A 16023-nucleotide genomic window follows, 5' to 3' on the forward strand; every position below is an offset into this window, starting at 1 on the left:
CATTAATCATGTATACATAAAGTATAAATGTAAATGTTTAAGTGTTTTTAAGCCTAATTATTTTGCAAAAACAAATGGTAGATGTTAGATTGGGGCCTCTTAAAAGTGTGTAATATTTATCGTAATTGATTTGATAGGCCGCCCCGATTTGTCGGGACGAGCTTCGCCTTTGGCGGGGAGTGAATGATGGAAACAGGCATAGTAAGTTACGGGACGTGTATTCCAAAACACAGGATTGATGTTCAAGAGATTTATCGGGTCTGGCGTAATGTGACGCCTGAAATATTCGATAAGTTCAGCTTGAAGGAACGCGCGGTTTTGATGCCAGATGAGGATTCGATTTCTTTGGCAGTGAACGCGGCGCAGATGGCGCTGGATCGTTCAGGCTTGGATAGGAAATCAATCGGCGGGTTGTTTTTCGGTTCGTGCACAAATCCTTATGCAACAAAACCCGCTGCAACGGTTGTTCAGGATGCGTTGGGCTTGAAAGGCGATATAGTTTCTTATGATATCCAGTTTGGTGGAAAATCAGGAACGTCCGCGATAATTACAGCTTATGCAATGGTTTCAGCCGGATTAATGGATTACGCAATTGCCATTGGTTCGGATACATTGAATCGACATTTCCCACCGGGTACGCAGATGGAGTATGCCGCGTCAGCCGGTGCTTTTGCCTGTGTGGTTGGTAAAGAGAATATCATCGCGAAGATGGAAGGATTTGTTTCATACAGCTCCGATCTTTCTGATTATTTCAGGCCGGAAGGCGAAAGGTATATACAATTAGGCGGCGGGTGGATTGGATATGTTTCAGCATGGGGTTTGCTTGAACATATAGTGCCGGCAGGAGAAAGATTATTTGCCAAACTCAATTTGAACCCCAATAAAGATTTTAATTACGTGGCGATTCATCAGGCGAACGGGATCCAGCCGATGATGGCGGCCGGAAAACTTGGGTTGGATATGTTTTCTGTTATGCAGAATGTCTTGACCCCGTCCATAGGCGATTGTGGTTCAGCCGGAGTCCTTATTCCTTTAGCTCATATCCTGGATAATGCTAATCCCAAGGAGCGTGTTTTAGTGGCTTCGTATGGCTACGGCGCGGGAAGCGATTGTTTGTCATTAATGACTACGGATGCTATTGAGTCAAAACGACCTAAAAAAGGGTTGGTTATGGAGCAGATAGATGATAAACTTATGATAGATTATGCGGTTGCCTCTAAATACGAATATAAGTATATACGGTCACCGTTTATGATGACCAATTATCTATAAATGTTAAAGATGATTACATAAAAGATAGCTTAATTTAATAGGTTTTGGCGTAATTAGATGTAAAAAAACGATAGCAGTATGTAAAAAGAATTTACGTAAAATGATGTAAAGAGCCTTTAACGCATAGTGATTTCATATTATTATTAAGATTATTTTCAATATATTTGAGTTGATGAATATTTTTAAAGATAAATAGAAAATTAAAGCATAATTGGCATGGATATTGCTAATAATATATATTGAATGTCTATTCAGATTGATATAATAGGTGGTATGAAAGAAATGATTGCAAGGCGAAATAGCGTGTTTTTGCCTAAGTCCACATTTTTGGGCGTGAGTAGCTTTTTGCGTATAGCAATTGGTTTAAGCGTATTAGGAGTAGGCAACATAATATATATTATCGGACATATGTTTTATGCGAATAGCTGTTTTATCAAGAATATGTCTTGCTTTTATTGATTAAATTTGATAGTATAATATTATTCTATGAGAAACTTTACGCGTATAATTTATCTGGTGTTTTTTATCATACTTAGCAGTATGTTGCTTTCCTGTAGTATAAATGATTCCATGCAGGTAAGCAGTCATAACGTTGATCAAAAGCATGTTAATAATCCCCTTTTGGCTAATGATTCTGATGTGTCTGTTGCTCAACAAGATGTGGAGAATAAGATATATAGCGATGATGATCTTATACCAATTCCATCCGGTTTTGTAAAAGCAACGTCTCAATTATTTAGTTTTTCTCCATTGAAGATATTCGCACAAACCTATAGCCGCCGAACAGCTCCTAAAACAACCATAGCCGGATTGAGTCCTATGACTTTTGCATGGTTTGCCGGTATAACGGCGGCGACGGTTGTATTAGTTTTTAGACAGCAGACCGAACAAAGACCTTCTCCTGTTCTTGCATCTGACGTAGCGCAAAATAATACGGCACCTACCGCTTCATTTACCTTATTGGTTACATCTGAAACGTCGACCACCATTTCTATACAGGCCAATGCTTCTGCATCTTCAGATGTTCAGGATAACGTGGCGAGTTTGCAGGTAAGATGGGATTGGAACAGCGATGGAGTTTGGGATACTAATTATTCGACTACAAAAACAGCAACCGTTCAGTTTAATAAGCCTATGGTACAGGTAAGGACGGTTACCCTTCAGGTTTTAGATACAGGCGGATTGACGTCAAGCACAACCTTAAACCTATCGACGCCTACGCCTGATTTTACTATCAGCGCATTAACTCCAATTACCCAAAGCAATCTTGTGTATCTTCTGCTTGATGCCAGCATTTCTGCGGATGCCCAGGACAGCTCAAGTGCTTTGCAGGTAGCCTGGGATTTTGAAGGAGATGGTACGTGGGATACTGCTTACAGTACGTCTAAAACCGCCATAAACGGATATGCTAATCCGATGAGCACTACCAATAATATAATTCTTCAGGTAAGAGATTCAGTTGGTTTGACTGCATCGATAACTCGAACCGTTAATTCGCCAAACCCCGTGTTTAATTATACGGTAGGGTCTGTTGTTCCGGGCGGACTGTCGATTACTCTAGACGCGTCTGCATCTACTGATACTGAAGATACGACTGCTAATTTAAGGGTAAGATGGGATTATACAAATGATGGCTTTTACGATACGCTTTATTCATATAATAAAACAGTAGTTACAGATTATGTCACTACTGGGGTGAATTATGTTGCTAAGCTTGAAGTTACAGATACGTTAGGATTTTGGACATCGGTTACCAGCACTCTTGTATTCGCCCCCCCTACTGCAGCTTTTACGGTTACCCCAACGAGTGGAATTATTAACACCACTGTTTTTACCGCTGATGCTTCTGCTTCTACTGATCCACAGGATTCGTTAAGCGCTTTACGCGTCAGATGGGATTGGGAAAACGACGGCGTTTATGATACTGCACTTAGTACGAATAAAGTTGCCACTAGAACTTATACTACCGGAGGATATAAGACTATTAAGCTGGAAGTGACCGATACAAATGGATTAACCGATACAGAAACAACCCAGATTTTTGTCAACGAGACCCCTACTGCATCTTTTACGGTAAATCCTACTTCCGGAGGAAAAATGACGGTCTATAGTGTGGATGCTTCTGCTTCAACAGATCCTCAAGATGGAACAGGAAGTGGGAGTTTATTGCAGGTCAGATGGGATTGGGAAAACGATGGAACATGGGATTCCCCCATAGCTGGGTATGTAATTACCAAGACCGCAACTCATCAATATAGTACATTAGGAACAAAAACAATCAGGCTGGAAATTATTGATACAAGCGGTATAACTGCTACAACTACCAGAACGGTAGATATAACGGGTGGCGTTTTAGAAACTTCATCCTGCCCTGTATTCAGGTGCGATGCTCAAAGGACCGGACAAAGTCTTTATACAGCTTCTCCTTATACACCGACAATCAGATGGAGCTATGCGACGGGTGTTCCCCTTGTTTCTTCAACAACCATAGGGAAAGACTGGGTTCTTTATTTTGGTTCGGGAAACAACTTGGTTGCGGTAAAGGCGACGGACGGGAGTTCGGTGTTTACTTTTACCGCAAGCGCAAATGTACGCTCCTCTCCGGCAATAGATGTGGATGGTGTTATTTATTTCGTTGACCAGAATGACAGGTTGTATGCAGTGAATACGAGTGGAACGGAAATATGGAGTCGTGCATTAAGTGGTGCGCCTCGTACAGGAACCGTTTTTGATTCTTCTCCAGTAATCGGGCCGGATGGAACGATTTATGTCGGAGCTTCTGCCAGCGAAAGATTATATGCGATAACACCGGATGGAAATGTTAAATGGTATTTGCCAACTAACGGTATCGTAGATTCCTCCCCCACCATTGGGATAGATGGAACCGTATATGTCGGTTGTGATGACCACCGCTTATACGCGGTTACCCCAACCGATGTGAGCGGCGTTATAACCGCCACTTGGACTTATGACACCATAGATTATGTCCGTTCTTCTGCTGCAATCGGAGATGACGGAACAATATATTTCGGGTCTGGGGATACTAAATTATATGCGATCAACCCAAATGGAACGTTAAGATGGACATATACAGTAGGCGGAGCAATTATTTCTTCGCCTGCATTTTCAATAGATGGCTATGTTTATATTGGAGGGGCTGATGGAATATTAAGGGCCTTAACAGCCTCAACTGGATTACAAATTTGGGATTCTACACAATACGGAAATTTAGGGAATATTGTTTCTTCTTCAATAGTTGGAGCTGATGGTTCGGTGTATATTACCACTGATAATGGGAGTCTTTATGCCTTCCTGAACGATGGAACATTAAGATGGACATGGAATGCTATTTTAGGTAACTCTATTCGCACCTCACCGGTTATTGATTCAGATGGGACAATATACATAGGAGCCAATAATGGAAGGCTTTATGCTTTAGAGTATCCGAGTATCGGGGGATTGATGGCATCTCCCAGCCCAATGTTTCATAAAGACATATGGCATACGGGACGAGAGCAATATCCGGGTCCTCTTAATAATACTAAAAGGTGGGAGTTTACATTAGGTGATATTTCAGAATCATCGCCTGCCCTAGATATGGATGGAAATATATATCTTGGTTGCCGTGACGGCAAATTATACGTGCTGGATAGTATAGGTGCGTTTAAATGGTCTTACCAGACAGGGGGTGCAATAAATTCGTCTCCGGCTATAGGGCGTGATGGAACTATTTATGTCGGAAGTGACGATAATTACCTTTATGCGCTTAATCCTGGCGGAACCTTGAAGTGGAAATATATAACAGGCAGCCTTATTTATTCGTCCCCATCTATAGCCCGTGACGGAACGATTTATGTAGGTTCAAATGACGGTAAGCTTTATGCCATAAATGCGGATGGGACTTTTAGATGGGCGTATACTACTCCTAATGGACAACCGGTTCGTTCTTCCCCTGCCATTTCTGCAGATATGAGCACTGTTTATTTCGGATGTGATGACGGAAGACTTTATGCTGTGAACACTTCAAACGGTTCTTTGAAATGGTTTTTTAATACCGGATCTACGGGCGTTCGTGCGTCGCCAACACTTGGCATGAATGGATTTATTTATTTCGGAGATGATGCGGGTGTGTTTCATTGTGTTCGAGATGATGGGGCGGGATCCCCTAATCAGCTATGGTCTTTTACTACGGGAGTTAATGACAATCTCTTTGGGTTATCAATAACTTCTTCAGAGTTGATTTATTCTACAGCTGCGATAGATGAGGGGCCAGGAGTTACTACGCCTACCATTTATTTCGGATGTTACAACGGTAGGATATATGGACTTTATTTAAATGCTTATCCAGCTTTTGGTATAAATGCTGGTGATGGTAGGTGGGGTTATGTGACAGGTGATTTTGTCCATTCTTCTCCTGTGGTTGATATAGATGGTATGGTTTATGTCGGTTCAGAAGATTCTCGTTTATACGGTTTTAACAGTAACGGCAGTTTAAGATTTACATTCCAGACATCGGGTAATATCAGGTCTTCTCCAGTTGTTGCCGAAAACGGCAGCGTTATCACAGTGTCAGAAGACAATAAAGTATATGCGATAGGCCTGATTATAGGTGGATTAGCCAATACCCCGAGTCCAAGATTCCATTATAATCAGGCTCAAACCGGGCTTAATTCGTATGGAGGACCATCAACCAATACTCCGGCTGCGAATACTTTCACTGGGGATCAGATTTGGTCATCACCTGCTATCGGCAGCAATGGCGTGATATATTTTGGCTGTAATAATGGTAATTTGTATGCCATGGCAAGCAACGGGACTATAAGGTGGACATATCCAACTGCTGAGGGGGATGATATTCAATCTTCTCCTGCTATAGGGGCTGATGGAACCATTTATTTTGGTGATATGGGTGGATATGTATATGCATTGGTTGATAATGGAGGAAGTCCTACTCTTCTTTGGACTTATCAAGTTCCCACTACTGAAGCAATTTATTCCTCCCCTAATATTGATTCCCAGAGCAATATTTATTTTGGTTGTATAGACGGAAATCTGTATTCGCTTAATGCGCGTGGAACATTTCGCTGGCGTTTCCAAACAGGCGGTGAAATTTGGTCATCACCTGCGTTGACGGCTACTGGAGCCACTACTTCTATTATTTACATTGGTTCTAATGACGGAGTTTTATATGCGATAAATTCAAACGGATCAGAAAGTTGGTCATACCAGACAGCTCCAGCAGGAGCTATTCGTTCTTCGCCTGCCATCGGGACAAACAACAGGGTTTATTTCTGTTCGGTTAACGGAAATTTATATTGCCTTGATGCTGTTACCGGTAATCCTATACTTGGATGGCCGGTTGGTGTTGGTGCAATTGAGTATTCATCGCCGGCTTTGGATAGTGCTAATAATGTTTATGTCGGAACTGCTGCTGGGCTGTTATATTCTGTTGCTGCTAACGGAGGGATAAGGTGGGGATACAATACTCAAAGCGGCGGTATACAATCATCGCCTATTATTTCCAATGCTTCGGGATTACTTTATTTTGGGACATATTCAGGTGGCGCTAACGGAGCCCGTATCTGGTGTTTAAGAACATCTGGTGTAGGAGGTCCTTTTGCTCCATGGAATGGGGCTGAAGCTGCGCTTCAATGGGCTTATCCACACTATGTTCCAATAGGTGTTCCGTTTGGTTTAATGGGTTTTACAGTTGGAGATTTGAATGCGACTTATGGGATAGAAAGTTCTGTGCATTCCTCTCCTGCTTTAGGACAATATGCGAGCGGAGGCAAGGTGATAGTTGGTTCTTTCAACGGGCGATTATTTAGGGTCGGCATTGACCCTGCTGATATTACGGTCACGAAGGAATCCAACAAGCAGAGAGTAAGTATTGGGGACGTGGTTACATACAAGGTAACGGTGAAAAACAGCGGTATAGACCCGTCGCTTCAGACGTTGATATACGACCGTATTCCTTACGGATTTAAATACATAAAAGGTTCTACGTTGCTGTATCGTACCAATTGGTGGTGGGAAGCGGAGTAACTTTCGGCAAATACGAAAACAAGGCAGTAGCCAATTATTTTGATACCCAGTGGAAAACATCCAACGTGGCAAAGGAAACGGTTTTAGTCGTACCCGACCCGTTATTTGACTTGGGTACGATAATCGGCAAAGTGTTCGATGATTCAAACGGAAACGGGATGCAGGATGACGGCGAAAATGGAATAGGCCATGCCAGGATAATAATGGAAGACGGTACTATCGTGGTGACTGATAAAGACGGCAAATACCACGTGCCCGGAGTAATACCCGGCACCCACCTTTTGAGGCTTGTTTCGGTACCGGGAAATAGCGAGAATTCCAATAAGAGTTCTAGGAAAATAGATGTAAGCGAAAACCCGAAGGTGGTAAGAGTAACCGAAGGGTTGTTATGTAAGGTTAACTTTGGGGTGATAAAGGGCGGAAACGTATCAGGATCAGAGGGCAAGGGATCTGATGTTACCGAAGGAGAGCCTGATTTGACGATACTGGCATTGGGAGAAGGAGTTGCCGGATATAATAATTCTACCGGTAATCTTGACCCGGTAGCTCATGATGATGCCTATGATGACGGTTTTTATTCCAGGGGTAGGATGGCTTATTATTTAAAATATACCACGGATAACCGAAGGTACCGCGTGACTTCGTCATTTGATTCCAAGCGCAATAGATACCGTGAGTTATACCGGTATATAGACCCCGATAAGTATTACCCGAATTACGGGGATGATTCCACAATAAGCTGGGATGCGACCAATACCCAAGGTTTATTATATTTAAAAGGAGAGCATCTGCCTTCTAATTCAAGCTTCCTCTTAGGTAATTACCAAACTGACTTAAATGGGACGGAGCTTTTGAATTATAACCGTACATTATACGGGGTGGAATTCAAACTGAATAATAATGTTTCCGGACAAGGAGAATACTTCCTCTTACCTAATACCGGGGTAAAACTGTTCGGGGCGCAGGCGTACCAGATAGCTGCGCATAACGAGCTTAAGGCGACCGGTGGATCATTCTATTACCTAAAGCATAATAATATCGTGGCAGGGTCGGAACGGGTGTCCGTTGAAGTACGCGATAAGGTAAGTAACATGATGCTTTCAAGGGTTACCAAGGTTATGGGAATTGATTATGAAATAGATTACGGTAACGGCCGGATAATGTTTAACTATCCGATACAGTCCGTGGAATCATCTGATACGATAATATCGACAGGCATACTGGATGGCAGTCCGGTATATGTAGTGGTTGATTACGAATACGAGCCGGATAGGCTGCATTTAAATGAAGGGACATACGGCGGAAGAATTGAGCACTCCCCCACCAAGGATATAAAGATAGGTGTAAGCGCCGTATCAGAGGAAGAGGATGATACGGATTATATGCTTCAGGGAGCCGATATAAAATGGAGCCTGCCGAAAGATACGACAATCACTGGTGAATATGCTGAATCAGAGTCCCGTGGAATACCCAATCATATTTCACTTAACGGTGGATTAAGCTTTGATACGGTAACGAACGGTCCTACGACAGAAGGCAGCGGTTATCAGGTAAGGGTAAGCTCAAAGCCTTTGGAAAAAGTGGATACGGGTGGCTATTACCAGAGATTAAGACCGGGATTTATAAGTTCAGGCACATTTATCCATCAGGGTACGGAGAAATACGGCTTTAATGCATTAACCAGACTGACTGATGAGTTGAGTGTCCTTATTAAATACGATGCACAGGAATTATTGAGGCAGTATAACCTTGTTTCAGGGGCATTAGTCGGAGGACAGAAGACTAGGGTAACGAGCTTGCAGGGAATATATCAGAAAAACCGGTTAAGCCTGACCGGTGAATACCGTTACCAGAGCGTGGAAGACACCCTGGCTAATACCACAAGCGAAAGCAACCGTGATACGGCGTTAGGTGCCTTAAGGGCCGGATATAAACTGACAGATAAGTTTAACTTATATATGGAGCAGCAGGCGACATTAAAGGGAGATACAAACCACCAGACGACTTTGGGTGCAAGCGCCGAAGTGATGAAGGGAATGCATACCAATTTGCAGGGAACAAGCGGGACGACCGGTAACTCGGTATTATTGGGAATTACATCAAATGTATCGGAAAAGACGAATGTATTTACTAATTTCAGTTACGGGGTAACCAGCGGTGCTAATCCGGTCCGGACAACGACTACGACAGGAGGTTTATCCAGCCAGTTGACACCCGAGACCAGGGTATATGTGCAGGAGCAATACCAGACTTCTCCATCATCCGTGGCAACTGCCGAGGCTGTTGGACAGGAAAGCAGTCTTGATGATAAATGGCGGCTGGGTTGCAGTTTTGAGCGTGGCATGGTGAATAACTTTGACGGGACAGATACGGTAAGGAAGAGCGGAAGCATTAACTTAGGATATAATGATAAAGAAAGCCTTGTATTCGGGACCAAGCTGGAAGGTCGGCTGGATGAAGGCGTATCAGACCGGACGCAATATACGACATCAAACGACATAAAATATAAATTAACGCATGATTTCTCTATATTAGGGCGTTTAAAGTGGTCACGGACAGAAAACGATACGACCGATGAGATAGAAGGATTATTTAAGGAGTCTGGGGTTGGACTGGCATTCCGTCCTGTAAGCTGGGACAAGCTTAATCTGATAGGGAAATATACGTATTTGATAGACCAGCATCCGCAGACCAAGCTTGCCGGGACAGCGGCGAATATAGACCCCTTGGATATAACCAAAGAACGGGCATCGGTATACGCATTGGAAGGCGCGTATGATCTGCCTTGGTGCCAGGTAGTGGGCAAATACGCCTTTAAGAATGGACAGGAAAAGGTAGGCGGACGCGCTTATACGGATAGCGATACGATATTATGGATAAGCCGGATTAATTATCATGTGATAAACAAATGGGATGCGGGAGTGGAATACCGGGTGTTGGAGCAAAAGTTAGCCGATGACAAGAAAACAGGAATGCTGGTGGAAGCGATGTATAAGATAAACGAATACGCGCAATTGGGAATCGGGTATAATTTTACTGACTTTACCGATGATTTGATAAATGATAATGATTATAAAGTCACCGGACCGTTTATCAGGTTTGTCGGGACTTTTTCTAGGTAATTATTATGATGATAGTTTTTATTTTACTGTTTGTGCCTGTTGCGGGTAAAGCTTATTGTGAAGATGAAGAAAGAACAGGGACCGAAGCATTCATGGAAAAATATGCCTTGGCGGAAACCTTAGAATTGGGGATTCAGCCTATCTTCAAATGGAGTGGTAGCCATAATACCACGGATTTAGAATGGTTTAATTTTACGGCGACCCATATGATGAACCGTGACAGTGGATTAAGGCTGGCCTTTGGATATTTGGCATATGATGTTTTGGATAGCGGCCAGAATATAGGCCGTTTGCGCTCAATGACTTTCAGGCCGACCCTGTTTCAGAATTTAGCGTCAGGCGCTGAAATCACCCCGTATTTCGGTTTTGGTTTGAATTACTATCGCACGACCGATGAGATTGCCGCCCAATATGGACAGAAGATTTTTGTCCGGACTGATGTTACTTGGGGTGCTCATTTGGCCGCTGGTTTAAGGTATCTTTCTGAAAGAAGCCTTTCTTTCTCATTTGATATCTATCGCGATTGGATGATGGATGATTTTAAGGTTTGGCAGATTCAAGGACGAAGCGAATTGCCCGGCGTAAAGATAGATATGGACATGTGGGCGCTGGGCCTAAACGTTTCCTTAAGGTTCTAAGCGGCTGCCGCCCCTACCAACTTTAATCGATTGGGCGTCCTGGCCCCCGTCCTACCAGTTATAATCAATCGGACGTCCCGTGACGAATGTCACGGGACACTAAAGCATCGGGATACTTCAAATAACCCACTCGCATCTACCCGGAACGAAGTGACGTCCCTTGCGGCTGCAAGGGATTGTTCCATAATATCCGTGCATCCCTTCCGCTAGGAAAGGGATTTTTCCTTAATATGCCTTTTAGGCGATCCAGCCTAAAAGATACACATTCACCGTCGTCGTAATCCCATTTCTCTCGGCACTCACGAATACCTTCCTGGTCGGGGTCTTGACGGCCAGTTCCACCTTGCCCGCATTGCATGAAGGGTAACCATCCGCCTGCGTTCCGGCATGCAGTGTCGCCCGGCAGGCGTAGTAATTGCCCGGCCCGCCCACAGAGGCAATCGCGGCAAAGGTCATCGCTTCACCCGCCTGATGCTCCAGTTCTATAAAGACCGCCTTTGCCCCGTCCGGCACAAGCGCGGATAAATCGACCTGCAAGCCGAAATCATCACTCCCCGCGTTCTGGTAGACCGGAAGGTTCTGTCCGAAATTGACGATTTGCGCCCCGCCCGGAGTAAATGAAAGCTTCGCCGGGGTGACCGCGCCATCCTTGATTTTATCCGTCTCCACACTGTTCACTGCTAACTTATCACTGGTTACTTCTCCATTAATAATCTTCTCCCGATTAATGCTGTTGGAGGCGATTTGGGTATATCCGATATCGTAGTCCTTGACCTTCGCGCCGGTCACGGCTTGGTTTTTTATCTTAGCGGTCTCTATTGCGTTGTCTGCAATCTTGGTTACGGTTACGGCGTTTGGGGCAATCTTATCCTCCTCCACACAATTGGTGCCTAATTCGGCGGCGACCAAGGGTGGCACAAGAGGACGCGCCACGGCGGGCGGAGTGAAAGATAATTTTGCCGGAGTGACCGAGCCATTGGCAATTTTCTCCGTGGTTATGGCGCTCCCGGCAATCTTTTCTGTCGTTATCGCTTTGTCTTGTATTCTGGAACCGGTAACTTGTAACTCCCCTATCTTTGAGGTGGTTATTGCACCGGCGGCGATTTTTTCAGACTTGACCGCGCCGTCCCTGAGTTTGGAGCCGGTCACGGCATTATCAGCCAGTTTAGAACCGGTCACCGCACCAGTAGCTAATTTCTCTGTCTTGACACTTCCGTCTTGTAACTTAGAACTGGTAACCTGTAACTCCCCAATCTTTGGTGTGGTCACTGCTTCGCTGGCGATGTTTTCTGTTTTGACTTCACCTGGATTTAATGCCATACAAATATACTCGTATAAGTTGATACGATTATACGTTAATAAGTGTGTTCTTCCCTTATCAACTTATCATCTTAATATCTTACTAATAAATCACGCAATGACCGCTTTCATTGCCTTGGTCCAGAGTCCGGAGTTGGCCGGGATGCTTGTGTTCACCCAGCGGAAGAAGCCGTAGAAACTATCCCCGGCATTCTTGTCGCCGCAATCAATGGTAAAGCGCGCCTTTCTGGAGACCACGGTTTTTTTGACGTCATCTACGCCTTCAGGCGGCATCTCGCCCTTGGGAACGAGTGTCCACCGGCATTCAATTCCGTCTGCCAATTTATGCATACTGACTCGGGTGGCGTCTTTTTCGGTCTGGGAGCGCACCTCAATCACGCCGCCGCCGAGCGCCTTCAGGAAGATATAAGGCACCAGTTCAATCTTGCCGCGCGGGGTGGGCTCAAGATCATACTCCTTGCCGACCAGCATCCGCAGGTCATTCTTGGAAATGTGGGAATTACTCACGACATATTCCTTGTGGAATTTACGCCAGGCCGCGGCATAGCGCTTACGGCAGTCGCGGTGGGCGGTGACATCGCCGCCGGTCCGGGCGCTGGTATTCTGAATCTTATGATATAACGGCTCATAATTTTACTAATAGTTGGGGAATTCTTTAGGGCTTTTTGTGCTATACCTACAGGCCAGGATGTCCTCATCCCGGCTTAGGATGTCTTCATCCCGTGCCAAGATGTCCTCATCCTGCATCAGGATGTCTTAGTCCTAAGTCAGGATGTCCTAATCCTAAGTTAAGATGTCTTCGTCCCATGTCAGGATGTCTTCATCCCGTATTGGGATGTCCTCATTTCTGGTTGAGATGTCTTACCTCCTTTCTTAAATAGACTACGGTGGTACGCCTACACACGTTGCATCCTCAAACTCTAAATAAGAGCTATCCGTAATTTTTACTCCGGCACGAGTACCGCCGCTAATATCATTTGCCAGTTTATATACAATGTAATAAGTCTTTTGAGTGGTCGTCACCTGCCACTTTTTCATATTGAGCCAACAGGTGCCGTTGGAGAAATTGCCCTTGCTGATAAGCGTATCGCCGCTGTCCCAAAATCCGTTCCCGTTTGCATCGCACCAGACCTGGACCTCTATTTTGCAATCAGGACAAGCGCTATTGGTGTATCCTTTCAATCCCTTATCAATCCGGAACCGCTTCCAGCGGGCAGTTCCGCCTGTAGTTTTGGCATCAAACTTGATGTGTGCAATGGATTGCCCCATCTGGATGGCCTGTCCCTGACACACATCGGTCCAGTTGGTCGTTGTTACCGTAAGCCCGCCAATCGCATAATTTAACCCCCAATCCAAAAGCTTTGGAGTTTGGGATGTCACCGAGGTTGAAAAATTAGCACGCAATTTAAGCGCATAACACATTGGTTGCGGGAGAACAGCAGATAAATCAGTTCCTGAAGCCACATTGGAAACGAGTAGAGAATTATCCAGCGCCTTTAAAACATCTATGGCCATGGAAGTATCGGTCGGCGAATATACCGTATAGGTTAATACGCCCCACGATGTAACGCCTTCCGGATTAATTACCGGAGAAATATAATTTCCTGATGACTGGTATGGGACTGAAAAGCCATCAACCGCGGTTGCATAAACCGGATTAGTCGAACCGGTTGCAGTTCCTAAAACGGCAATCCTTCCGACCCCTCCAGCGCCGAGGCCACCGCCGCCTGTTCCGCCCAATGCGGTAACCAGATTAGCGCCTAAAGTTAAACTATTACCAATCAAACAAACCGAGCCGCCGGAACCGCCTCCTCCTGTGCTGTCAACAGTGCTTATTCCATTAGTTCCGTTGCAAACAATTAAACCGGTAACGGAGATTTGAGATGCCTTGATGACGATAATACCGCCGCCGTAACCGCCTTTAGCATTTAGTGCTAGTGTTAGATATCCACCTGCGCCTCCACCGCTACCAGAAAATAATAGCCTAAGATCAGTAAAGCCAACAGAACCACCACCGCCACCGCCACCGGCTCCGCAATAATATGCGGAACCACCGCAAGGACCACCGTTTCCGCCCGAGGCATATTGTCCTGATGCGCCGGTAGTCCCCATAGCGCCGTTTTGTCCTGCTGGATTAGTACCATTTCCAGCTCCAAACTTTCCGCCGCCTCCGGCAGTTCCATAACCGCCGCCGCCGCCATATCCTGGATAGCCGCCGTAAGTGGTGCCGGATATCCAACCACAACCGCCGCCAGCACCGCCGCTACCAATAGTGCCTGTGCCAGGTACTCCAGCATAAGCAGTTCCGCCACCACCACCGCCTTGCATAGTAGCAGGCTGGCTATAGCCGGCTCCTCCTTTTCCATTGTAGGTTTCTCCGCCGTATGAAACGCCGGTGCCAGGTTGTGTTCCGCCCAAAAACCCTAATCCATTAGCAGAAATAGTTCCGGCAACTGTAACAGTTCCTGATGCCTTAAAGAAAATCACACCGCCCTTTGTCCCATCCCAGGCGGTTGCCGTCATGACATAACCGGCATTGATGGTAACATCCGTATAATTCGGCACGCGCTGGACCATTATCTTCTGGGTTGAGGCATCTCCATAAGTATTGGAAATAGGCTGGCTAAAGGTAAGGGTATTACCATTAATAGCGGAAATAAATTTGGTTTCGTATTTTCCGACATTGGCGTAATCACCGGAAGTGCCTTTGAGATTGATGACAAGGACTTCGTCATTGATTGCTAATCCGGTCGGTGCGGCTGTCAAAACGATAGAATTATCCAAACTGTCAATAACGCCGTTAGTGGCATCGGCAACGAAATTAACGGCATCTCCAGCCGTGCGCCCGCCCTGCTGGGTTTGGGTATTGATATTGAAATCAGCCGAGTTGATATTAAGCGCGCCATCCGCGCCGGTACCGATAGCGCCGGAGGCAAGGGTGACATCCGCCGAGCCGGTGGCGCTTACGGTGCCGTTGAACGAGCCGGAATTGAAGTCCGTCTGCGACCAGCTATCGGAGAATGCGGGAGAATTCACCGCAGAGACGCAAAGAATACAAAGAATGCCGATTGTTAATTTCCAATGTTTTTTCATGAATTTTCCTTTCAATTAAAAAGCATCTATTATTTCCGGTGGCGCATTACGCACCAGCATATACGGAGTAATACTAAGGCGCAATCCCTTAATACTGCCATCAGGATTCTTATCCCAGGAACCGATGCAACCTTTTTCATTATTCAGAAGAGTTACCGAAAGAGCGAGGGTGTTTTTTTCGCAGTATTTATCACGGAATTTTGCTTCCACCCTGATAGCCCCATCAACACATATTTCAGGCCGGACGCTAAAGACCAAATTATCATCTTTTGTCTGAAGAAAACCAGTTTCCTTTTTATTAATGCAAGCTATTGAATCATCAAAAATAACCGCATCATCTTCTACCAAAGAAATCCCCAAACAAACATGTTCGTCTGTTTGGTCCGTCGTTTCCCAAGGATTTTGTTTTTCCGGCGTTTTCACGCTTGGCGCTCCAGACGAGACGCATCCGGGAAAGACGATTAACAAGACAAACGCTGCAACAACAAACACTGTTGTCCTTAAACAAACCGATATCATTTTTTTCATAAAGT

8 protein-coding genes are annotated in these 16023 nt (G+C 45.0%); 4 read left to right on the top strand and 4 right to left on the bottom strand.

Annotation, left to right across the window (positions count from 1 at the left end):
• Window positions 1–183: 183 nt before the first annotated feature.
• The 4 genes from HY811_04520 (at window position 184) to HY811_04535 (ending at window position 11077) form a co-directional block, all read left to right on the top strand.
• On the top strand, window positions 184–1272 hold the full coding sequence (locus tag HY811_04520; protein ID MBI4834069.1) for a hydroxymethylglutaryl-CoA synthase: 1089 nt from the start codon (window positions 184–186) through the stop codon (window positions 1270–1272).
• Window positions 1273–1758: 486 nt separating this feature from the next.
• On the top strand, window positions 1759–7317 hold the full coding sequence (locus HY811_04525; protein ID MBI4834070.1) for a PQQ-binding-like beta-propeller repeat protein: 5559 nt from the start codon (window positions 1759–1761) through the stop codon (window positions 7315–7317).
• The gene (locus HY811_04530) at window positions 7302–10439 is read left to right on the top strand and encodes a hypothetical protein (protein ID MBI4834071.1); all 3138 of its coding nucleotides are present in this window, start codon (window positions 7302–7304) and stop codon (window positions 10437–10439) included. Before HY811_04525 ends, HY811_04530 begins: the two co-directional genes overlap by 16 nt.
• Before the next feature lie 5 nt (window positions 10440–10444).
• Entirely contained in the window at window positions 10445–11077 is a 633-nt protein-coding gene (locus tag HY811_04535; protein MBI4834072.1) for a hypothetical protein, read from the top strand.
• Between the two features lie 237 nt (window positions 11078–11314).
• Here the strand turns inward: HY811_04535 and HY811_04540 are convergent, their stop codons facing one another.
• From HY811_04540 to HY811_04555, 4 genes are all read right to left on the bottom strand, one after another.
• Complete coding sequence (locus HY811_04540; protein ID MBI4834073.1) at window positions 11315–12397, bottom strand: hypothetical protein; 1083 nt, start codon at window positions 12395–12397, stop codon at window positions 11315–11317.
• Window positions 12398–12487: 90 nt separating this feature from the next.
• On the bottom strand, window positions 12488–12904 hold the full coding sequence (locus tag HY811_04545) for a hypothetical protein (protein ID MBI4834074.1): 417 nt from the start codon (window positions 12902–12904) through the stop codon (window positions 12488–12490).
• A 375-nt stretch (window positions 12905–13279) separates the two neighbouring features.
• On the bottom strand, window positions 13280–15490 hold the full coding sequence (locus HY811_04550; protein MBI4834075.1) for a hypothetical protein: 2211 nt from the start codon (window positions 15488–15490) through the stop codon (window positions 13280–13282).
• Window positions 15491–15505: 15 nt separating this feature from the next.
• Complete coding sequence (locus HY811_04555) at window positions 15506–16018, bottom strand: hypothetical protein (GenBank protein ID MBI4834076.1); 513 nt, start codon at window positions 16016–16018, stop codon at window positions 15506–15508.
• Window positions 16019–16023 lie beyond the last annotated feature (5 nt).

The sequence above is a fragment of the Planctomycetota bacterium genome (assembly GCA_016207825.1).
Lineage (GTDB): Bacteria > Planctomycetota > MHYJ01 > JACQXL01 > JACQZI01 > JACQZI01.